Annotated in this window: 19 protein-coding genes and 1 pseudogene; 11 read left to right on the forward strand and 9 right to left on the reverse strand. The window is 64.4% G+C overall.

Translation table 11 applies throughout. From position 1 onward, the window contains the following. Positions 1-1,248, reverse strand: coding sequence for an HNH endonuclease signature motif containing protein (locus tag IWX88_RS04820; protein WP_196827678.1), 1,248 nt, complete (start codon positions 1,246-1,248; stop codon positions 1-3). On the opposite strand from IWX88_RS04820, the gene IWX88_RS04825 reads away from it, so the two are divergent. Beyond that, entirely contained in the window at positions 1,247-1,720 is a 474-nt protein-coding gene (locus IWX88_RS04825; RefSeq protein WP_196827680.1) for a DUF2461 family protein, read from the forward strand. The two genes, IWX88_RS04820 and IWX88_RS04825, sit on opposite strands and share 2 nt — an antisense overlap. A 74-nt stretch (positions 1,721-1,794) precedes the next feature. Next, positions 1,795-1,881: pseudogene (locus IWX88_RS14170) on the forward strand (DUF2461 family protein); the annotation flags it as partial. Positions 1,882-2,016: 135 nt separating this feature from the next. Here IWX88_RS14170 and IWX88_RS04835 read toward each other — a convergent pair. From IWX88_RS04835 to IWX88_RS04865, 7 genes are all read right to left on the reverse strand, one after another. Further along, entirely contained in the window at positions 2,017-2,340 is a 324-nt protein-coding gene (locus tag IWX88_RS04835; protein WP_196827682.1) for a 4a-hydroxytetrahydrobiopterin dehydratase, read from the reverse strand. A 151-nt stretch (positions 2,341-2,491) separates the two neighbouring features. Then, complete coding sequence (gene rbsD, locus IWX88_RS04840) at positions 2,492-2,875, reverse strand: D-ribose pyranase (RefSeq protein ID WP_196827684.1); 384 nt, start codon at positions 2,873-2,875, stop codon at positions 2,492-2,494. After that, entirely contained in the window at positions 2,872-3,846 is a 975-nt protein-coding gene (locus IWX88_RS04845; protein WP_370568170.1) for a ribokinase, read from the reverse strand. The genes rbsD and IWX88_RS04845 overlap by 4 nt, the downstream gene beginning before the upstream one ends. Further along, positions 3,843-4,787 (reverse strand): substrate-binding domain-containing protein, encoded by a 945-nt coding sequence (locus IWX88_RS04850; protein ID WP_196827686.1) that lies wholly within the window; start codon positions 4,785-4,787, stop codon positions 3,843-3,845. Before IWX88_RS04850 ends, IWX88_RS04845 begins: the two co-directional genes overlap by 4 nt. A gap of 71 nt (positions 4,788-4,858) precedes the next feature. After that, positions 4,859-5,830 (reverse strand): ABC transporter permease, encoded by a 972-nt coding sequence (locus tag IWX88_RS04855; protein WP_196827688.1) that lies wholly within the window; start codon positions 5,828-5,830, stop codon positions 4,859-4,861. An 11-nt stretch (positions 5,831-5,841) separates the two neighbouring features. Beyond that, entirely contained in the window at positions 5,842-7,356 is a 1,515-nt protein-coding gene (locus IWX88_RS04860; RefSeq protein ID WP_196827690.1) for a sugar ABC transporter ATP-binding protein, read from the reverse strand. Next, positions 7,349-8,482: a LacI family DNA-binding transcriptional regulator gene (locus IWX88_RS04865; RefSeq protein WP_231368763.1), complete on the reverse strand. Its 1,134-nt coding sequence runs from the start codon at positions 8,480-8,482 to the stop codon at positions 7,349-7,351. Before IWX88_RS04865 ends, IWX88_RS04860 begins: the two co-directional genes overlap by 8 nt. Before the next feature lie 182 nt (positions 8,483-8,664). On the opposite strand from IWX88_RS04865, the gene IWX88_RS04870 reads away from it, so the two are divergent. The 9 genes from IWX88_RS04870 to dnaG all read left to right on the forward strand — a co-directional run bounded on the left by IWX88_RS04870 (position 8,665) and on the right by dnaG (position 20,484). Next, positions 8,665-9,366 carry an NUDIX domain-containing protein gene (locus IWX88_RS04870; protein ID WP_196827692.1) on the forward strand — a complete coding sequence of 234 codons (702 nt, stop codon included), beginning with the start codon at positions 8,665-8,667 and terminating at the stop codon, positions 9,364-9,366. 109 nt (positions 9,367-9,475) lie between these two features. Then, positions 9,476-10,786, forward strand: coding sequence for a quinolinate synthase NadA (gene nadA, locus IWX88_RS04875; protein ID WP_196827694.1), 1,311 nt, complete (start codon positions 9,476-9,478; stop codon positions 10,784-10,786). Between the two features lie 2 nt (positions 10,787-10,788). Continuing rightward, on the forward strand, positions 10,789-12,390 hold the full coding sequence (nadB, locus tag IWX88_RS04880; protein WP_196827696.1) for an L-aspartate oxidase: 1,602 nt from the start codon (positions 10,789-10,791) through the stop codon (positions 12,388-12,390). Further along, on the forward strand, positions 12,377-13,282 hold the full coding sequence (gene nadC / locus IWX88_RS04885; RefSeq protein ID WP_196827698.1) for a carboxylating nicotinate-nucleotide diphosphorylase: 906 nt from the start codon (positions 12,377-12,379) through the stop codon (positions 13,280-13,282). Before nadB ends, nadC begins: the two co-directional genes overlap by 14 nt. After that, complete coding sequence (locus IWX88_RS04890) at positions 13,279-14,424, forward strand: cysteine desulfurase family protein (protein ID WP_196827700.1); 1,146 nt, start codon at positions 13,279-13,281, stop codon at positions 14,422-14,424. Before nadC ends, IWX88_RS04890 begins: the two co-directional genes overlap by 4 nt. Before the next feature lie 56 nt (positions 14,425-14,480). Continuing rightward, a complete protein-coding gene (locus IWX88_RS04895) occupies positions 14,481-15,866 on the forward strand; it encodes a glycine--tRNA ligase (RefSeq protein ID WP_196827702.1) in 1,386 nt (461 codons plus the stop codon). A 328-nt stretch (positions 15,867-16,194) separates the two neighbouring features. Next, entirely contained in the window at positions 16,195-17,352 is a 1,158-nt protein-coding gene (gene dusB, locus IWX88_RS04900) for a tRNA dihydrouridine synthase DusB (RefSeq protein WP_231368765.1), read from the forward strand. Continuing rightward, positions 17,345-18,583: a deoxyguanosinetriphosphate triphosphohydrolase gene (locus IWX88_RS04905; protein WP_370568171.1), complete on the forward strand. Its 1,239-nt coding sequence runs from the start codon at positions 17,345-17,347 to the stop codon at positions 18,581-18,583. Before dusB ends, IWX88_RS04905 begins: the two co-directional genes overlap by 8 nt. Before the next feature lie 26 nt (positions 18,584-18,609). Continuing rightward, complete coding sequence (gene dnaG / locus IWX88_RS04910; protein ID WP_196827706.1) at positions 18,610-20,484, forward strand: DNA primase; 1,875 nt, start codon at positions 18,610-18,612, stop codon at positions 20,482-20,484. 75 nt (positions 20,485-20,559) lie between these two features. Here the strand turns inward: dnaG and IWX88_RS04915 are convergent. After that, a partial coding sequence (locus tag IWX88_RS04915; RefSeq protein WP_196827708.1) for an integrase core domain-containing protein occupies positions 20,560-20,699 on the reverse strand: 140 nt, incomplete at its 5' end.

Here is a 20,699-nt window from a genome sequence, read left to right on the forward strand (position 1 = left end):
TTAGAACGGTGGTGGGTCGGCTTCTCGGCTGTAGCCGGTGGGGCTTGTCCATACTGCGCGCTCGGCGCCGGGTGGTTTTTCTACCCGCCATTTGGTTTGGTGTTTCATCGTGTGGTGTGTGCGACATCGGTGGCTGAGATTGTCTGCGGTGGTTGTTCCGCCGTCGGCCCAGGCGCGGGTGTGGTCGAGATCGCAGTGGGCTGCGCGTCGTCCGCAGCCGGGGAAGTCGCAAGTGACGTGCAGGATGGCGAGCCATCGTTTCAGTGCGGTGGGAACCCGGTACTGTCGTGGGTCGATCCCAACGATCGTGCCGGAGACCGGATCGGTGAGCAGCCGGGTGATCGAGGGCACTGTTGCGCACAGCCTGCGGGCGGTGTTGATATCGATCGGGCCGATACCTTCGAGTAGAGCTGGCTCATCAAAGTGGCCGAGCAGGCTCAGCACGGGGATGGTCAGCGCGACCGTGACCCCGACTGCCGGCCGCGTGCCTGCGCCGCTTGTGCATGCGCTGCTTGTGCCTGTGCTGCTTGTGCCGGTGAGCAGGTCGCTGAGCACGTCGGCGCGCAGTTGGGCCATTGTGCGTTGTTCGTCGGATTCGGTGAATAGCCCGAATGCGAGGCCATCGAGGGCGGCGCCGACCAGTGCTAGTTTCTCGGCAGACAGGTGTGCGTGCAGTCGGCCCATTCCGTCTCGGTCCACTTCGGTCCACACCCCACGGTGTGCGTTGGCCGCGTCATGGCGTTCGGTGAGAGTCTGCGCGTGCAGTTTCTCGCGCACGGCGCGAGCTGTGGTCCGGAATCTGGCCGGAGCAAGAGTGATGGCACCCATGATCCTGGTCTGAAACTCGGCCCATAAATCTGCCGGTAATTCGCTGACTATGGATGCCGCTTCCCGGGCGTTCTGGGTTGAGATATCTCCCTCGGCAAACCATGCCCACAACAGCGGGAGGCGTTCCCGGAGGGTTCGCGCGACAAAGCCATGGTTGCGAACGGTGGATTCTGCGAGGCTGAGGCGCACCGCAAGGTCAGCCGCGGCGGCGCGCTCGGCGAATTCGACGGCATCCCCGCGGAGCATGACCGCATCGATGAACACCTCGGGATGTTCGGCGGCTTCCCGCAGGGTGGCATCGATCGCACGGAACACTTCGGCTGATGCCCGCCACTGGGTGTGCTGCGCGAACTCGGCTTCGGCCATGCCGAACTCGACGCGAGTGTCAGCGTTGGCCATGTCCAGTGGGAGGTGGTGCATGAACACACTCAATCAGAGGCCACTGACATTGCAGCCGATAAGGGAAGTGCCGGTCAGGACTGGTATTTATCCACAGGCAGGCTCGCGCAAATGGGCCCTGTGGAGGAGAAGAGGCGAGGCTGATGAAGCCGTCGGGGGGCTATTCTTCACTGAGAAAGCATCCGTCGCCTCTGCGCTGTGTTGGTTGGTGGTGGAGAGCACGCCGACCATTGCGGCGCGAGTTTCAGTCGAGCACGAAGTTCGCGAGGGGGCCGGCATTTTCTTGGCGGCAATCGCGCAAGACGATACACAGGCATTTTTTGAGGCGCACCGGCTCGAGTACATCGCGAATATCCGGCAACCTCTCGAGGATCTTCTAGGCGAGGTGCAGGATCTCTGCGGTTCGGGTCGAGTGATGCGACCCAATCGGGATGTTCGCTTCAGTCACGACAAGTCGCCTGATAAGACATCGGCGGCTATGTCGGCGGGTTAACTTGGCGGGGTGTACCTGAGCGTCAGCGCTACCGGGTTGGAAGTCGGTGGAGGTCTCAGGCGGGCCGGTTTGTGATGGCGGGACCATCATTGACAACGGCACCACGTGGTTTCGACCGGGATCACCCCGCAATCGAACTCCTGCGGCTCAAGCATTACTCTGTCGCCTCTGCGCTGTGCGGCGGTGAAGCAGCTCCCTCTCGGGGCAACACCGGAACTAATCCGGGAAACCTGGAGAGCAGTAGAACCGCTCATTGCGTGGTGCTCACAAAACGTCGGAGCAGCGGATCCGGGAACCTAACCGGTCAGCACCTTGGACGGGTCTGCTGCGATGCCAAGCTCACGTGCGGCCAGCGAGATCTGCTGCGCCAGCGAGACATCGCGGTCGCTGATGTCGTTGATCTCGTGCGTGAACAGGCACACCAGCACACCGGGGTAGCGCAGATCAACATCCGGATGATGATTCGCCGCATCGGCGAGCCGCCCGATCACGTCGACCAGCTGGATGCCCGTGGCGAATGAGCCGGTGGCAAAGTACGTCTTCGCGCCGTCGGGGAATAGCTTCCAATCGTCGACACCATCTGATTCGTGAAACTGCTGGGGTGAGATGCGCTCGGGCATGTGTGCCTCTAATCGTGGGGGTGTTTCAACTCTGCTCTGTGGTGCCGCGCGAAGTCAACCGGTTGAAATAGAAGTCCCTGCCTGCAACCGGTCATGGCCTGAATGTTTCACCCCGCTTCGGAAACTGCGACCTGCCTCACAGCGCCCCACCTCACAGCGAGACACCGCACACCAGCGCTGCGTTAGCGAACGGCGTCGCCTCACCCGTGCGGATGAAGAGCTTCGCCGAGGCGGACAGATCCTTCAGCTGCTCGTGGGAGATGTACTCGATTCCATCGAAACGGGCAGCCAGCCAGACCCCGGGGGGCGCGGTTCTCGCTTCCTCCGCCGCGATACACCCCTCGAAGATCATCTCGTCGAGCAGCGCATCGAGCACCTGTTCGAAGCGGGGAATGCCGTGCACCAGCGCCAGATCGATCACGGTGACGTCGCGGGGCAGCGGCATTCCACAGTCAGCAAGGATCACGATATCCGTATGTCCGAGCCGGGCAAGTGCGCCCGACAGCTCAGCATTCAGGATGCCCCGCCGCTTCATGCACACACCGTGGTGTTCACCGTCGGAAGCTCGTCGGTCAGCGTCGGGTACGAGACTTGCGTTCCATGGCTGCGCACCGCGAATGCTCCCACCCGCACGGCAAACTGCACAGCCTGCAGCAGCACGACCCCGGTAGCAAGCTGCGCACTCAGCGCGCCGACAAAGGCATCGCCGGCCCCCGAGCTGTCCACGGCGATGACGCTGGGGGCGTCCACGATGTTGAAGCCGTCCCGGTCGGCGCAGATGGCTCCTTTGGCACCGCGGGTCAGAACGACGGACGCGATGCCACACTCGCGTAGCGCGGTGACAAGCTCGGCGTCCTCGGTCGGGGTGCGGCGTTGCGGATCCATCTGCGCGAGCACGAGAGCGGCCTCGTGCTCGTTCACGACCAGAGGATCCGCGCGGCGGATCACCGCGACATCCAGTGTGATTACGGGGGCGAGGTTCAGCACAATACGCCCCGTGGCCATCCGGATCGCAGCCGTGATACCCGCGGGCGGAATCTCACCCTGAAGGACCACCACGGCGGCGGCTGCGATGTCGGTCGCGCTCGTCTCCACGGCTTCGGCTCCCACCAGGGCGTTAGCGCCGGGAATCACGACGATCGTGTTCTCCCCGTCATCAGCTACCGTGACGATGGCGAGCCCGGTGGGGTCGTCGACCGTGTGCACGCCCGACAGGTCAACGCCCGAGCCGATCAGGATGGCCTTGGCGACCTCCGCCTGTGAATCCCTTCCCGTGGCCCCGATCAGGTGCACCTTCGCACCGAGTTGGGCCGCAGCGACGGCCTGGTTTGCTCCCTTGCCGCCGGGCAGAAACTCCGTCGACGATCCGATGAGAGTCTCGCCCGGCTTCGGGTGCCGTTCGGTGCGGATCAGCTGGTCGACGTTGATTGATCCCACGACGACCACCGATCCGCACCCGCCGGTTCTGGCCGGTGAGGTGAGCGCAGTTCCGGCGATGAAGCTCACTTGGCGAAGTCACCGACATTCGACTTGGTGACGGCGACGACCTCGACCGGCACGGTCTTCTCGATCGTCTTGCCCTTGATCGCCTTCACGGCGAGTTCGACTGCGAGCTTGCCGAGTTTGGCTGGCTGCTGCGCGATGGTGGCGACGAGCGTGCCAGCCTTGATGGCAGCGAGACCGTCGGTGGTTCCGTCGAATCCGACCACGGATACCGAGGTGCCAGCCTTGCCGCCAAGGGCCTGGATGGCGCCGAGAGCCATTTCGTCATTCTCGGCAAAGAGCCCGGTCACGCCCGGGTTCGCCTGCAGCAGGTTGGTCGTCACGTCGAGTGCGGCTGCGCGGTCGAAGTTCGCTGTCTGCTTGGCGACAACGGTGATGCCGGGGAACGCCTTGATGCCCTCTTCGAAGCCGGTACCGCGGTCGCGGCTTGCCGAGGTCCCGGAGACGCCCTGCAGGTGGATGACGCTCCCCTTACCGCCCATGGCTTTGGCGAGTTCACTTGCAGCCTGTCGACCGCCGGCAACATTGTCGCTGGCGACGAGGGAGGCGAGAGTGGCCCCGTTGACCGTGCGGTCGACACCGATGACCGGGATACCCGCTTTGATCAGGGCGTTGACTGCCGAGGCGGCAGCATCCGAGTCCACCGGGTTGACGATGACGGCCTTGGTGTTGCCGGAGGCAGCGGTTGCAAGCTGGTTGGCCTGCGTTGCCGAGTCGTTCTGTGCGTCGACGATGTTGAGCTGCACCTTGGCATCTTTGGCCGCGGCAATGGCGCCATCGCGCAGTTCGACGAAGAACGGGTTGTTCAAAGTGGAGAGGGCGAGCACGATCTTGTCACCGGAGGCCTCTGCGCCCCCGCCTCGACCGCAGGCGGTGGTACCGACCAGAATCATTGCGACGGTCGCGGTCAGCGCTGCGACTTTCAAAAATGAGGACGACTTCATTGTGTTTCCTTTGGGTTGGGTGGAGCAGGGATTGAACGGAAAGAAAAGACCGGGACAGAAGGTGGAGCCGCTCAGGTGCTGCGGGTTTTTCGGCGTAGTACATCGACTCCGACGGCGAGGGCGATCACGACGCCGATCACGACCTGCTGCCAGAACGAGGTCACGTTGAGCAGGTTGAGGCCGTTGCGGATGACGACGAGCACGAGCGCACCGATGAGCGTGCCGGAGATTTTGCCGAGGCCGCCCGCGAGAGACGCGCCGCCGATCACAACCGCGGCAATCGCGTCGAGTTCATAGCCGGATGCCGCCTGTGGCTGAGCGGAGTCGAGGCGGCCGGCCAACAGCAGTCCGGCGAGCGCAGCGAAGAGTCCGGCGAGGGCGAAGACGGTGACCCGAATCCGTTTGACCGGCAGACCAGACAGCCGCGCGGCCTCGGAGTTGCCGCCCACGGCGTACATCGAGCGGCCGATCACCGTGCGGTTGAGCAGAAATGAGGCCGCAAGGGCCGCGAGCACGAGGATCACGATGGGCATGGGCACAACACCCAGGTCGCCTCCGAGAAAGCTGACCTCCGCGGAGGTCTTGATCGGGCGCCCATCGGAGATCACAAGGGTCAGGCCCCTGGCGACACTGAGCATGGCAAGGGTGGCGATGAAGGAGGGAAGCTTGCCATAGGCGGTGGCCAGTCCGTTGATGGCGCCGGCCAGCAGCCCGACCACCAGGCCGCCGACGAGGGCAAGCCCGCCCGGGATCCCTGCGGTGGCAAAGAGCCAACCGGATGACATCGCCGACAGAGCCGCGACGGCACCCACCGAGAGGTCGATACCGCCAGCAACGATGACGAAGGTCATCCCGAATGCCAGAACAGCGACAGTCGAGACCTGGATGCCGATGTTGAGCAGGTTTTGTTCGGTGAGGAAGTCGGGGGTCGCGATGAACAGGGCGAGGCAGAGAACGACGAGACCCACGAGGGCACCGTTGTTGGCAAGGAATTTTTTATAGTCGAAGCCGCGACGCTTCGCCTGCAGTGGGGTGGTTGACATGGTGTGCTTCCCTAATTCCGTTCGTTCGTGTCGTCGACATCGCTGGCGGCGAGCGTCATGACTGCGTCCTGGGTGGCATCGGCCGAGCTGAGCTCACCGGCGAGCCGGCCATCGCGCATCACCAGGATGCGGTCACTCATGCCGAGGATTTCGGGTAGCTCGCTTGACACCATGACGATTGCGCCCCCGGCCGCCGTTACCGCGTTCATCAGCTCGTAGATCTCGACCTTCGCCCCCACATCGACTCCGCGGGTTGGCTCGTCGAGCAGTACCACAGTGGAGGCCGCGATGATCCAGCGGCCGAAGACCGCCTTCTGCTGGTTGCCTCCGGAGAGAGCCCCGATCGGCTGGTCGATGGAGTGCATGCGTATCCGCAGCTTCTTCGCCATTTCCGCGGCCCGGCTGCGCTGGCCGGCGAAGTCCACCAGCCCGAACCTGGCTGTAGAGGCGAGCGTGGCGTAGCCGAGATTATCGTTGACGGATGCGTCGAGCACCAGTCCGAGTTCCTTGCGGTCCTCAGGCACATGCCCGATACCTGCGGCGATCGCCGCCGCGATGTCACCGCCGCGCAGCGCCCGTCCGCGAACCTCAACGGAGCCTGAGGAATAGTGGTCTACGCCGGCGATGGCCCTGATCAGTTCCGTGCGGCCGGCTCCGACCAGTCCGGCGATGCCGAGCACCTCGCCAGCCATGACCGTGAAGGTGATGTCGCTGAACTTTCCGTGCGAGCTCAGGCTCTCCACCCGGAGGACCTCGGTGGCCGGGCCCACTTCGCCGGTGATCCGCGGAAACTTGTCTGCGATGCTTCGGCCGACCATGAGGGTGACAAGTTCGTCTTCCGGGGTCGACGCGGGCACCTCGGCGATGAATTCCCCGTCGCGGAGCACGGTCACGGTGTCCCCGATCTCGGCGATTTCATCCAGGTGATGACTGATGAACAGCATTCCGACCCCGCTGCGGCGCAAGTCAGCCATCACGGTGAAGAGTTTTTCGGTCTCGTGCACGGTCAGTGCGGCTGTCGGCTCGTCAAGGATGAGGATGCGGGCGTTGATGCTCAGCGCTTTGGCGATCTCGATCAGTTGCTGCTGAGCGATTCCGAGCTCGCCGACCAGGGTGTCGACGTCGATCTCGAGATCGATCAGCGCAAGGGCGGCACGCGCCCGCTCGCGCAGGGCTCGTCGGTCGACCAGACCGTATTTGGTTGGCAGCCGCCCTAGCATCACATTTTCGGCGATGCTCATCGTCGGCACGAGGTTGAGTTCCTGGTGAATGGTGGCGATGCCGTGCTCTTCTGCTGCTCTCGTTGTGGACAGGATGACCGTCTTGCCGTCGATGACGATGTGGCCGGAGTCTGGCTGATAGACCCCCGCCATCATCTTGATCAGGGTGGACTTGCCTGCACCGTTCTCACCGAGGAGCACCTGCACCTGGCCGGCGTAGACGCTGACGGTGACGTCGTTGATGACCGTTACGGGCCCGAAGGTTTTGCCCACATTCTGGAGGGTGATCAGCGGCTGTTCACTCATGTCGGTTTTCCCCTGCACTCTGGATAGCCGCACTCTGGATAGCTGCACTCTGGATAGCTGCACTCTGGATAGCCGGAGCAGACGCCTCAGCCGCAGCCGCCGGTGCGATGCAGGACGACGAGGAGTCCCGGATGATGAGCTCGCTCGGCAGCACCACTGACTCCGGGCTGTCGCCAGCGATGACCCGCAGCAGCAGTTCGACGGCGATCCGTCCCATGTCTTCGACACTGTGCGAGATGACGCTGAGGGCGGGGTTGAGCAGGGCGAACCACTCGATATCGTCGAAGGCGATCATCGCGATGTCCGTGCCGATGCGCAGTGAACGCTTGTGCAGGATCGCAATCGCCCCAACAGCCATCAGGCTATCCGCCGCCAGCAGCGCGGTGGGTGGATCGGTCAATTCGAGCAGTGCGTGTACCCCGGCCGAGCCGCTGGCGGACTGGAAGTCGCCGAGATAGACCAGCTCGGGATCCTGACTGAGACCGGTGTCGGCGATGGCGCTGGTGAAAGCGGCGAAACGGTCTCGGCCGGTCGAGGTCGTCTGCGGACCGGAGATGTATCCGATCCGGGTGTGTCCGAGGGTTGCCAGGTGCTTGACGGCCTGACGGATGCCGGCTTCGCTGTCGGTGGTCACGCTCGGAACGTCGATGCTGCTGATGGTGCGGTCGACGAAGACCGTGGGGATGCCGCGCTCGATGAGGGACCGGATGTTGCCGCTCCCGTCGCCGAGTGGTGCCGCGATGATGCCGTCCACGCGTCGGGAGATGAGAGTGTCGAGATAGCGGTCCTGCTGCTCCTTGCGTTCGTTGGCGTTGCCAAGCAAAGTGACGTAGCCCTCAACAAGCGCAGCCTGTTCGACAGTGTGGGCGAGGTCGGCGAAGAACGGGTTGCGCACATCGGGTACCAGCAGGCCGATGGAGTCGGTTCTGGTATTGCGAAGGGCTTGCGCCTGAGCGTTGGGATGGTAGTCAAGCTCGGAGGCAGCTGCAGCCACCCGAGCCCGTGCCGCGGGTGATGTCGCCGGATGCCCGGACATGACACGGGACGCGGTCGCCGGCGAGACACCAGCGAGTGCGGCTACATCCCTGATCGTGATATCCACCACCACACACCCCGTTGTGATCATGGAATGGTTTCCATGGAATCGATCCCATACTAGTTCGCACGCCAATTTAATGTCAACAAGTGCTGCCGATGCCTTGCCTACAGGCGATGCGTGTGCTGCGAATTGCTCGAGAAACGACCGAACCACTTCGTCCCCGCTGTTAGAGTCTAAAAGACCCTTACTAGCGGAATTGCGAAGTGACTATGAATGACAGCACGCCCTCACCGGACGCAGCTCTCGTCTCGCTTGCGGTCTCCACCGTGGTCTTTGCGCTGAGAGCCGACAGCGAGGGCGAATCGGCGTCCCTTCGACTCCCTCTGGTGCGCCGCATCCGAGAGCCGTTTAACGGGCGATGGGCGTTGCCCGGCGGGCCAATCGATCCGACCGAGGGCATCGAGCGCGCCGCTGGGCGCCACCTGTTCGACACGACAGCGCTCAGTCCCACCTACCTTGAACAGCTCTATGCCTTCGGTGGGATCGACCGATCGCCGAGCGACCGCGTGGTCTCGATCGTCTACTGGGCGCTGGTGCGTTCGGAGGAGGCAGAGCTCGCGGCTGTGGGGGAGAACGTGCGCTGGTTCGCCGCCGATGACCTGCCGCCGCTCGCGTTCGACCACAATGCGATCGTCGAGTACGCCCTCTGGCGGCTGCGCACCAAGGTCGAATACAGCAGGATCGCCCACGCCTTCCTCGGGGAGATCTTCACCCTCACCGAACTGCGGCATGTGCATGAAGCCGTGCTGCGTCGAGCCCTCGACCCAGCGAATTTTCGCCGCCAGATGGAGTCGTCGCCCGCGGTCATCGCCACCGGTGAACACCTCTCCGGTGGGCGTCACCGACCACCGCGGCTCTATCGCTACAACGGCTCGGTCGAACTCACCGACCGCGGGCCGCTTTCCCCCTAGCCATGCATCAGTACCAACCCATGCATCAGTACCAACCAGTCAGCATCAACCACTCGCACACCAGTTCTCAGTTACGCACCAGTTCCCAGCTACGCACCAGGGAGTCACCATGGCATCTGTCAACACCACCATCCAGCTCATTCGCACCGGAGCAGTCGAGGGTGCGGTCTGCAGCCCTGACCTCGCCAAGGGCCCGTGGGTGTTCGACCAGCAGCCCGCGGCAAGCTACGGCCCCGGGTCATCGATGGGTGATGTCATCCCGGTCGGGAGCCCCCGACAGGGCCAGCTGCCCGAGGAATATCGCATCGCGTCCAACCAGCAGCTCGCCGACCGCATACTCGCTGCGAAGCACACCCTCGGCGACCGCGTTGTCGTGCTCGCACACTTTTACCAGCGGGATGAGGTGGTGCAGTTCGCCGACTTCATTGGCGACTCCTTTCAGCTCGCGAACGCCGCGCGCTCCACTCCGGCGGCCGAGGCGATCGTCTTTTGCGGGGTGCACTTCATGGCTGAGACCGCCGATATTCTCGCCGGACCTCGGCAGTCGGTGATCCTGCCGAACCTCGCCGCCGGTTGCTCGATGGCCGACATGGCTGACATCGACTCGGTCGAGGAGTGCTGGGAGCAGCTCACCGAGCTCTACGGTACGCAACCGGATGCCCATGGCTGTGTTCCGGTTATCCCGGTCACCTACATGAACTCCTCCGCCGCGCTCAAAGGTTTCTGCGGAGACCACGGCGGCATCGTCTGCACCTCCTCGAACGCCGCGACCGTGCTCGAGTGGGCGTTCGAGCGTGGCCAGCGGGTGCTGTTCTTCCCCGACCAGCACCTCGGGCGCAACACTGCGAAGGCGATGGGTGTTCCGCTCGAACGCATGCCGATGTGGAATCCGCGTAAGCCGCTCGGCGGCAATAGCGACGCCGCGCTGGCGGATGCCCGCGTCATCCTCTGGCACGGCTTCTGCTCGGTGCACAAGCGTTTCACCGTCGGGCAGATCGACTCTGCGCGCGCCGAGTTTCCCGGGGTGAGTGTGCTCGTGCACCCCGAGTGCCCGATGGAGGTCGTGGATGCCGCGGACGCCGCCGGCTCCACCGACTTCATCGGCAAGGCCATCGCTGCGGCGACCGAGCCGACCAGCTTCGCCATCGGCACCGAGATCAATATGGTCAATCGGCTGGCGGCGCAGTATCCGCAGCACACGATCTTCAGCCTCGACCCGGTCGTGTGCCCGTGTTCGACGATGTATCGCATCCACCCCGGCTACCTCGCCTGGGTGCTCGAGGCACTGGTGCGCGGAGAGGTGCTCAATCAGATCACGGTGCCAGAGCTGGTGGCCACCCCCGCCCGCATTGCCCTCGAGCGGATGCTTGCAGCCCAGCCCGGTGCGCCGGTCGCCCCCACAGAAGTGATTGGAGATTGACCATGACCGCTGAAGACCAGACAACCGGCGTCATCATCGTCGGCACGGGTATCGCCGGGCTCGTGGCCGCGCTGCGCGCAGCGCGCACTCGCTCGGTGATCCTTGTCACCAAGGCGGAACTCGGAGAAAGCAACACCCGCTACGCGCAGGGTGGTATTGCCGCGGTGATGTTTGCCGATGACAGCGTGGAATCACACATTGATGACACCCTGGTCGCCGGGGCAGGCCTGAACCTGCGGGACGCAGTCGAAATTCTCTGCGCCGAGGGGCCGGAGCGTATTCGGGATCTGCTCGCACTCGGTGTCGAGTTCGATCGTGAGAACGGAGTGCTTGCACGCGGTCACGAGGCAGCCCATTCCCGTGCGCGCATCCTGCACGCGGGTGGTGATGCGACCGGCGCCAAAATCGAGAGTGCTCTGGTTCGGGCCGTTCGGGCCTCGACCGTGCAGATTCTGGAATACACCTTCGTGCGCGACCTACTCGTTGTTGACGGGCACGTGCGCGGGGTCGAGACCGTCGATGCCGTGGGAAACATACGGCGGCTGAGAGCGGATGCCGTGATCCTGGCGAGCGGTGGCGCCGGCCAGCTCTACTCCCACACCACGAATCCCGCGGTTGCCACTGGAGATGGCGCGGCAGCGGCCTTTCGGGCTGGTGCGCGTCTTGCCGATCTCGAGTTCTACCAATTCCATCCGACTTCCCTGGCGGTGCCCGGCAACTTCCTAGTGTCCGAAGCGGTACGGGGTGAGGGCGCGGTGCTGCTGGATGCGACCGGCCGGCGATTCATGGCGGACTGGCATCCGGATGCCGAGCTCGCGCCCCGGGACGTCGTGGCCAGGAGCATCGCCCGCCAGATGGCTGCCCAGGACGGTGCGCCTGTGTTGCTTGATGCCACTGGCCTCGGTGCTGCCTTTCTCGCCGAGCGTTTCCCCGGTATCGAGCGAGTCTGTCTCGCGCACGGGTTCGACTGGTCACGGGAGCCGATCCCGGTCACTCCGGCTGCCCACTACTGGATGGGCGGCATCGAGACCGACCTGTGGGGGCGAAGCTCCCTTCCCGGGCTCTACGCGGTGGGGGAGGTCGCCAGCACAGGGGTGCACGGGGCCAACCGGCTCGCCTCCAATTCGCTTCTGGAGTCTCTTGTCTTCGCCTGGCGCTCAGTTGAAGCGCTCGGCCAGCCGTGGCCGGCCGAGATAGCTCTGCCAGACGCTGTCCGATCGCAGAAAGTCGAACCTGCTGGCGAGCTATTTGCGCGAGCGGACCTGCAGTCGCTGCTGTGGAACGATGCCGGATTGTTCCGCTCTGCGACGGGGTTGGAGTCGGCCCGTGCTCGCCTTGCGGGCTGGCGTGCACCATCCGGAATCTCCTTCGCCGCCCTCGAGGACCGCAACCTGCTCGAGCTCGCAACCCTGCTGGTGGATGCGGCACTTGCCCGCCGGGAGTCGCGGGGTGCCCAGTATCGCGATGATTATCCGGAGACGGATCCGCATTTTGCCCGGCACTCCACCGTTCAGGTCACAGGACGGCAGTTTTCAACACAGCAGGCCGCAGAACAGCTGCTCAACCCCGAACTCGCGAAGGACACCAGCGATGCTCTCCTATAACCAGATCGAACCGGTCGTGCGGATGGCGCTCGCCGAAGACGCTCCGTGGGGCGACGTCACCTGTGAGTCGCTCATCCCGGTGGATGCTGCTGCGACGGCTCGCCTCGTCGCACGCGAATCGGGCGTGTTCAGCGGGGGAGCGGTCTTCTCCGCAGCCATGACACTGACCGATGCGCGCATCCGGGTGAGCGGTCTTATCGGGGACGGTTCCTTCTTCGAGGCTGGCGCGGTGCTTGCCGAGGTGACCGGCCCCGCCGGGGGTGTGCTGCAGGCCGAACGGGTAGGTCTCAACTTCGTGCAGCGGATGAGCGGCATCGCCACGCTCACGGCCAGGTACGTTGCCGAGACGGTCGGCACCGCCGCGCGCATTGTCGACACCCGCAAAACCACGCCTGGGCTGCGTGCCTTTGAACGCCACGCGGTGCGCTGTGGCGGAGGATCCAACCACAGGTTCTCGCTGTCCGACGCTGTGATGGCGAAGGACAACCACCTCGCGGTGCTCACCGCTGGCGGGCGGGATCTGACCGAAGCCCTGCGGGAGGTGCGCACCAGACTGGGGCACACTGTCCATCTCGAGGTGGAGGTCGATCGCCTCGACCAGATCGAGGCGGTGCTCGCCGCCGGCGTCGACACGATCATGCTCGACAATTTCAGCATCGAGCAGCTCGTCGATGGGGTCGCCCTAATCGCCGGGCGGGCTCTCATCGAGGCGAGCGGTTCGGTGAACCTCGATACCGTCGCGGCGATCGCCCGCACCGGTGTCGACATCATCTCGGTCGGGGCACTCACACACAGCGTGCGCTCCCTCGATCTCGGGCTCGATGTGGGGCTCTATATGGCGCACGAGCTGGCACACGAAGTCGAGCTGGGCAGTGGAGTCCACCGGCCGTGATCTACCTCGATTCCGCCGCGACGACGGCGGTTCGTCGCGAGGTACTCGAGGCGATGTGGCCTCATCTCACCGCGGAGTTCGGCAACCCCTCGAGCCACAACGAGCTCGGGGCATCCGCCGCCGATGCGCTTGCGGATGCCCGTGCCCGGGTCGCCGTGATTTTCGGGTGTCGGTCCTCAGAGGTTGTGTTCACCTCGGGGGGCACGGAGGGGGCAAATCTCGCGGTATCGGGAATCGCGCTCGCCCGTCCCCGCGGTCGCCACATCGTCACGTCCGCCATCGAGCATCCGGCCGTGCTCGAGAGCTGTGACTATCTCGAGCGGTTCCACGGATTCGAGATCACCCGCCTTGGGGTGGATCGCGATGGGCTGGTCGGCCTCGACGATCTCGCCGCTGCGCTGCGACCGGACAGCACGCTCGTCAGCGTCATGTATGCCAATAACGAGATCGGCACCGTGCAGCCCATCGCGGCGATCGCGCGGGCCGCCCGCGCGGTCGGTGCGGCGATGCACACCGATGCGGTGCAGGCTCCCGGATCGCTGCGCCTCAACGTGCGCGAGCTCGGAGTGGATGCCCTCAGCGTCTCCGGTCATAAGTTCGGCGCGCCAAAGGGAGTGGGGGCGATGTTCCTCGCCTCCGGCACTCCGATCGAACCCCTCATCCATGGCGGCGGGCAGGAGCGGGGTCGGCGGTCGGGCACCGAGAATGTGGCCGGGGCATTCGGTCTCGCGGTTGCTCTCGAGCTGGCGGACCAGTCGCGCGCCGCGAACGCTGCGCGTCTCTCCGAGGCCCGCGATGTCTTTATCCGCGACATCCTTGCGAGTGTTCCAAGTGCGCGGCTCACTGGCTCGACGCTCAGCCGACTCCCCGGCAGTGCCTCCTTCATCTTTGCCGGAACCAGTGGGGAGTCGATCGTTCTCGAGCTCGAGCGGCGAGGTATCGTCTGCTCGAGCGGGTCCGCGTGTGCGGCTGGGAGCGACGAACCCTCCGGGGTGCTTCTCGCGCTGGGAATCACGGCGGAGCTCGCTCAGACCGCTGTTCGATTCAGTTTCGGCGAGGGAATCGGTGCCGCGGAATTGGCCGTTGTCACAGGGGAGCTACAGAGCGCGGTGGCCACGATCGGCAGTAGCCGCACAAACTAGGATTGGGGCTTGCCCTGCGACCGCGCACCCAGCGCGGCTGACAATTGGAGTTCTTTGTGGCCAACGCCTCCCCGCTCGATCCCGTCATCAATCTCGCTAAGCGTCGAGGATTCGTCTTCCAGTCGGGAGAGATTTATGGGGGTTCACGCTCCGCCTGGGACTATGGGCCACTCGGTACCGCGCTCAAAGAAAACATCAAGCGCCAGTGGTGGCAGTTCATGGTGCAGGGCCGTGACGATGTTGTGGGGCTGGACTCTGCGGTCATCCTTCCCCGGCGCGTCTGGGAGGTGTCCGGCCACGTGGATGTGTTCAGTGATCCGCTGGTGGAGTCGCTGCACACCCACAAGCGCTACCGGGCCGACCATCTGCTCGAGGCTTACGAGGAGAAGCACGGGCATCCGCCGGTCAATGGCCTTGCCGACATCAAAGACCCCGATACCGGGCAGGCAGGTTCGTGGACCGAGCCGCAGAACTTCTCCGGCCTGCTCAAGACCTTCCTCGGGCCGGTCGATAACGAAGAGGGGATGCATTACCTCCGCCCCGAGACCGCCCAGGGAATCTTCACCAATTTTGCCAACGTGCTCGCGACCTCGCGCCTGAAACCCCCATTCGGTATCGCCCAGGTCGGCAAGAGCTTTCGCAACGAGATCACCCCCGGAAACTTCATCTTCCGCACCCGTGAGTTCGAGCAAATGGAGATGGAATTCTTCGTGGAGCCGGGCACGGACGACGAATGGTTCGACTACTGGATAGATGCCTGCGAGGCATGGTTCGCCGATCTCGGTATCACCCCGGGCAACATCCGCCGCTTTGAGCATCCACAAGAGAAGCTGTCGCATTACTCGAAGCGCACCGTTGACCTCGAGTACCGGTTCCGTTTTGCGGGCAGCGAGTGGGGCGAACTCATGGGTGTCGCCAATCGCACCGATTTCGACTTGAAAACCCATTCCGAGGGCTCGGGAGTCGACCTCTCGTACTTCGATCAGGGCAAGAACGAGCGCTGGATTCCCTTCGTAATCGAGCCAGCCTTCGGCCTCACCCGGGCGCTGATGGCGTTTCTCGCCGACGCGTACCACGAGGACGAGGCCCCGAATACGAAGGGCGGAGTGGACAAACGCACCGTGTTACGTCTCGACCGCCGCCTGTCGCCGGTCAAGGTCGCAGTGCTTCCCCTGTCGCGCAATGAACAGTTGTCGCCGGTTGCCCGCTCTCTTGCGGCGGACCTGCGCAAGTTTTGGAACATCGAATTCGACGACGCGGGTGCCATCGGTCGCCGCTACCGCCGCCAGGATGAGATCGGCACGCCGTTCTGTGTCACCATCGACTTCGAGACCCTGGAGGACAACGCGGTAACGGTGCGCGAGCGCGATTCGATGGCGCAGGAGCGCGTTTCCCTTGATCGTGTCGTTGGCTATCTTGCCGAACAGCTCGTAGGGGCGTAGATACCGCCGTCAGTGGCGCGTCGGATCCCCGGCGTGTCTGATCCGAAAGACGGCTCTGTCTGCCAATAGGTTCTGTATTGGCCAGTTGTCGGACGTCGGGGGACGTCCACGCCTGCTTGCATCGCCAGCATTGGCGTTGGGCCCCGGGCGCACGTGAAGGCCGATGTTGCCCAGGCAGTGGCCTACGGCATCCAGGGTGTTCTATTGCTCCGACTTTCGTCGGCGACTGGACGGCCGCCGCATGCGAGGGCGACCACTGCGCGGTGCCTGATAAGCGTGCGGCGGAGGTGGTCACGTCGTATTCACCATTGCCTGAGAGAATCGAATAATGACCGCGACAGCCGCACCCCACAAGGGCCTGCAGATCGGACCGCTGAAACTTGCGGTGCCGGTCGTGCTTGCTCCGATGGCTGGCATCACCAACACCGCCTTTCGTCGACTGTGTCGTGAATTCGGCGCCGGTCTTTACGTCTCCGAGATGATCACCAGCCGTGCCCTGGTCGAACGCACCGAGGGATCGATGCGGCTCATCAAGCACCACGAGTCGGAGACTCCGCGAAGCATCCAGCTCTATGGTGTCGACCCGAAAACGGTGTCGGAAGCGGTGACCATGCTCGTTGCCGAAGACCACGCCGACCATATCGACCTGAATTTCGGATGCCCGGTGCCCAAGGTCACCCGCAAGGGCGGGGGAGCCGCGCTCCCGTGGAAGCTCGACCTCTTCAGGGACATCGTCGAGGGCGCGGTGAAGGCTGCAGGGGCGTTGCCCCTCACCATTAAGATGCGCAAGGGCATCGACTCCGCCCATCTCACCTATCTCGAGGCTGCCCGCATAGCGGAGGGGGCCGGAGTGGCGAGTATCGCCCTTCACGCGCGCACCGCTTCCGAGTTCTACAGCGGTCACGCCGACTGGTCGGCGATCGCGAAGCTCAAGGAGACGATCGGCGGTGTGCCGATTCTCGGTAACGGTGACATCTGGTCGGGGGCTGACGCGATCCGCATGGTCGCGGAGACCGGATGCGACGGGGTCGTCGTGGGCCGCGGTTGCCTCGGGCGGCCGTGGCTGTTCGGTGAACTCGCCTCGGCGTTCGCCGGGGAGCCGCAGATCCCCCAGCCTCCACTCGGAACCGTCGCCGAGACGCTTCGCCGTCACACCGAACTTCTCGTGGACTTCTTCGACGGAGACGAGGATCACGCCTGCCGCGACATCCGCAAGCACATCGGCTGGTACTTCAAGGGTTACCCGGTGGGCGGCGACATCCGCTCTTCCCTCGCAACCGTGGAGAGCCTGCAGCAGATGGACGACTTGCTCGGTCGTCTCGACTGGGCACTGCCGTACCCCGGCGCGGATGCTGAGGGCCCACGCGGTCGCGCCGGTACCCCGAAGCGCACTTCGCTGCCCACCGGCTGGCTCGACAGTCGCGAGCTTGCGGACACCCAGCGCGCCGAGGTCGCCGAGGCAGAGATGCACAACAGCGGTGGCTGAAATCTACTCGGAACACGACACCGCACGGTGGTATCCCGAGCGGCACTCGAGCCGTCGAAGCGATTTCGCCCGCGACCGTGCCCGCCTTCTGCATTCGAGCGCGCTTCGCAGACTCGCGGCGAAGACCCAGGTATTGAGCCCGGCGGCCGGACTCGACTTCGCCCGAAACCGACTCACTCACTCGCTCGAGGTCGCCCAGGTCGGCCGCGAACTCGCGACGAGCCTCGGACTGGACCCGGATGTGGTGGACACCGCCTGCCTCGCCCACGATCTCGGGCATCCGCCCTTCGGTCACAATGGTGAGCGCGCCCTCAACGCCTGGGCTGCGGACATCGGCGGGTTCGAAGGCAACGCCCAGACCCTTCGCCTGCTTACCCGCATCGAACCGAAGGTCTTTGGCGCGGACGGCCGCTCCTACGGTCTGAACCTCACCCGCGCGAGTCTCGACGCGAGCTGCAAGTATCCCTGGCCCGAGAGCTCCTCGGTGGGGGACCCAAGCGGGCGTGCCAAGTTCGGGTTCTACGCCGACGACGTCGAGGCATTCCACTGGCTTCGGGATGGCGCCCCTGATCGTCGCTTGTGTATCGAGGCGCAGGTGATGGACCTCTCCGACGACATCGCCTACTCGGTGCACGACTTCGAGGATGCCGTGGTCAGTGGCTACATCGACGTCAGGGCCCTCGGTGCGAGGGTCAACCACGACGCGCTCGTCGATTCGATGTTCGCCTGGATCGGTGGCGAACTCGACCACGCCGAGCTCATCGCCGCCTTCGACCGTCTCGATTCCCTCGACATCTGGATCGATCAGTGGGATGGCAGTCGGATGGCCCAGGGTCGTCTCAAAAATCTCACCAGCCAGTTGATCGGTCGGTTTGCCGCCGCCGCGGTGCAAGCTACGCGCATCCAAGACGGCGGCAGCCTGATCCGATTCGGTGCAGAGATCATCGTGCCGCGGGAAATCCGGGCGGAGATTGCCGTGCTCAAGGGAATCGTCGCTGCCTACGTCATGTCGAAGAACACCCGCCAGCCCGTCTATATCCAGCAGCGCGAGGTTCTCACCCAACTCGCCACAACACTGCTGGCCAAGGGCGAGGTGTCCCTCGATCCGGGATTCGCTGCCGACTGGCGAGCAGCGACGACGGATGCCGGACGCAAACGCGCCGTCGTCGACCAGGTGGCCTCGCTCACCGACCAGTCTGCGATGGCGTGGCACCTGCGCATCGTCGGGTAGTCATCCGGCATAAGTAGACTCGTCAGGTGCCCGGCCTCATTCGACGAAACGATATCGATGAGGTGCGTTCGCGCATCAATATCGCCGACATCGTTGGTGACTACGTGACCCTCAAGGGTGCGGGCGTTGGTTCGCTCAAGGGCCTGTGCCCCTTTCACGACGAGCGCAGCCCGAGCTTTCACGTGCGGCCCCAGGTCGGCCGATACCACTGCTTCGGCTGCGGTGAAGATGGAGATGTCTTCAGCTTCCTGCAGAAGATGGATCACATGAGTTTCACCGAGGCGGTGGAGCGGATGGCGGCCCGCGTCGGCTACGAACTCCACTACGAAGACGGTGGCCAGGCCAACAGCGACCACGGCAACCGGGCCCGCATTCTCGCTGCCAACCAGGCGGCTGCCGAGTACTTCGTCTCTCAGCTCACCACCCCCGATGCCGAACCGGCGCGGGCGTTTCTCGGTCAGCGCGGCTTCGACCCGTCTGCTGCACAGCGCTTCGGCGTCGGGTTCGCGCCGAAGACCGGGCTGACGAAACACCTCAAGGCGCTGGGCTACAGCGAAGTAGAGCTCGTGGCGTCCGGTCTCGTCGGCGAGGGCGACCGCGGCACCTACGACCGGTTCCGCGGGCGGCTGGTCTGGCCGATCCGCGATGTCACCGGGCAGACACTCGGCTTCGGTGCCCGCAAGCTGTTGGATGACGACCAGGGTCCCAAATACCTCAACACTCCCGAGACGGCCGTGTATCACAAGTCCCAGGTGCTCTACGGACTCGATCTTGCCAAGCGGGACATTTCGCGCGGCAGGCAGGTCGTCGTCGTCGAGGGCTACACCGACGTGATGGCGTGTCACCTCGCCGGCGTCACCACTGCAGTTGCCACCTGCGGCACCTCCTTCGGCGTCGACCACATCAAGGTTGTGCGCCGTGTGCTCGGCGACGTGGAGAACTCCGACACGAGAGGCACCGGCGAGGTGGTCTTCACCTTCGATCCGGATGAGGCGGGCCAGAAAGCGGCGAGCCGCGCCTTCACCGAGGAGCAGCGCTTCGCCGCACAGACTTTCGTTGCCGTCGCCCCCGACGGCCTCGATCCATGTGACCTGCGACTCGAGCAGGGCGATGATGCCGTTCGACGCCTCATCCAATCTAAGAAACCGATGTTCGAGTTCATGATCCGCCGCGTGCTTACCGGGCACAATCTCGACACCGTCGAGGGCCGGGTAGCTGCGCTGCGGGCATCCGCACCGGTCGTCGCCGGCATCCGCGACCAGGCACTCAATGTGGGCTATGTTCGCAATCTGGCAGGCTGGCTCGGCATCGACCCTGACGAAGTCGGTCGTGCGGTCAGCGCCGCCCGGGCCCGCACCCCCGAGATACCGAGCCAGATCGCCACCCTCGGTGATGTGGAGAGATCGACTCCCGCTGTTGAGCTCGGTCCCTCTCTCGTTCACCTGCCGACTGATCCGTCGACCCGACTGGAGCGGGACGCACTCATGGCAATGCTGCAGCAGCCGACACTCATCGGCCGCGGGCTGGTGGAGCGCGCAAGCCAAGTCGATTTTGCGAATCCCTCCCTCTCGGTGGTACGCGACGGCGTGATGGCGAGCATGGACGATTTCGACTCCGCCGGGTGGCTCGCCCGCGTAATCGATGAAGTGCCGGCCCCATTCGCGATGCTGGTGAAGGAGCTCGGGCTCGCCCCACTGCCAGAGCGCGAGAACCGCGAGCTCAGCCTCTACTGCCAGGCGGTGACGACCGATCTGATCGCCCGCGACCTACTGCGGCGCAAGGCCGAGCTTCTCGGTCAGTCCCAGCGCACGGATGCCGTGGCCGAGCCGGAAAAATATCGTGCGCTACAGGTCGAGCTGGTGCGTATCGAAGCCGAGCGGCGCGCCCTTCGCAGCGATTAGTGCAGCGACTTACGTGTCACCTATGCCGCGTGAATACGGCGTAAATATTTTGACCGATCGGGGACAGTCCGTTGCCTAGGTGTTCTTCCCATTGACGTTGTGTACGCGGTCGATGGGTGATTTGCCGCCGATGCCGGTATGGGGTCTGTGGTGATTGTAGCTATGCACCCACGCGTCGTAGGTCGCAGCTCGGGCGGCGTCGGAGCTGTAGTGGT

The sequence above is a fragment of the Frigoribacterium sp. CG_9.8 genome (assembly GCF_015751965.1).
Taxonomy (GTDB): domain Bacteria; phylum Actinomycetota; class Actinomycetes; order Actinomycetales; family Microbacteriaceae; genus Lacisediminihabitans.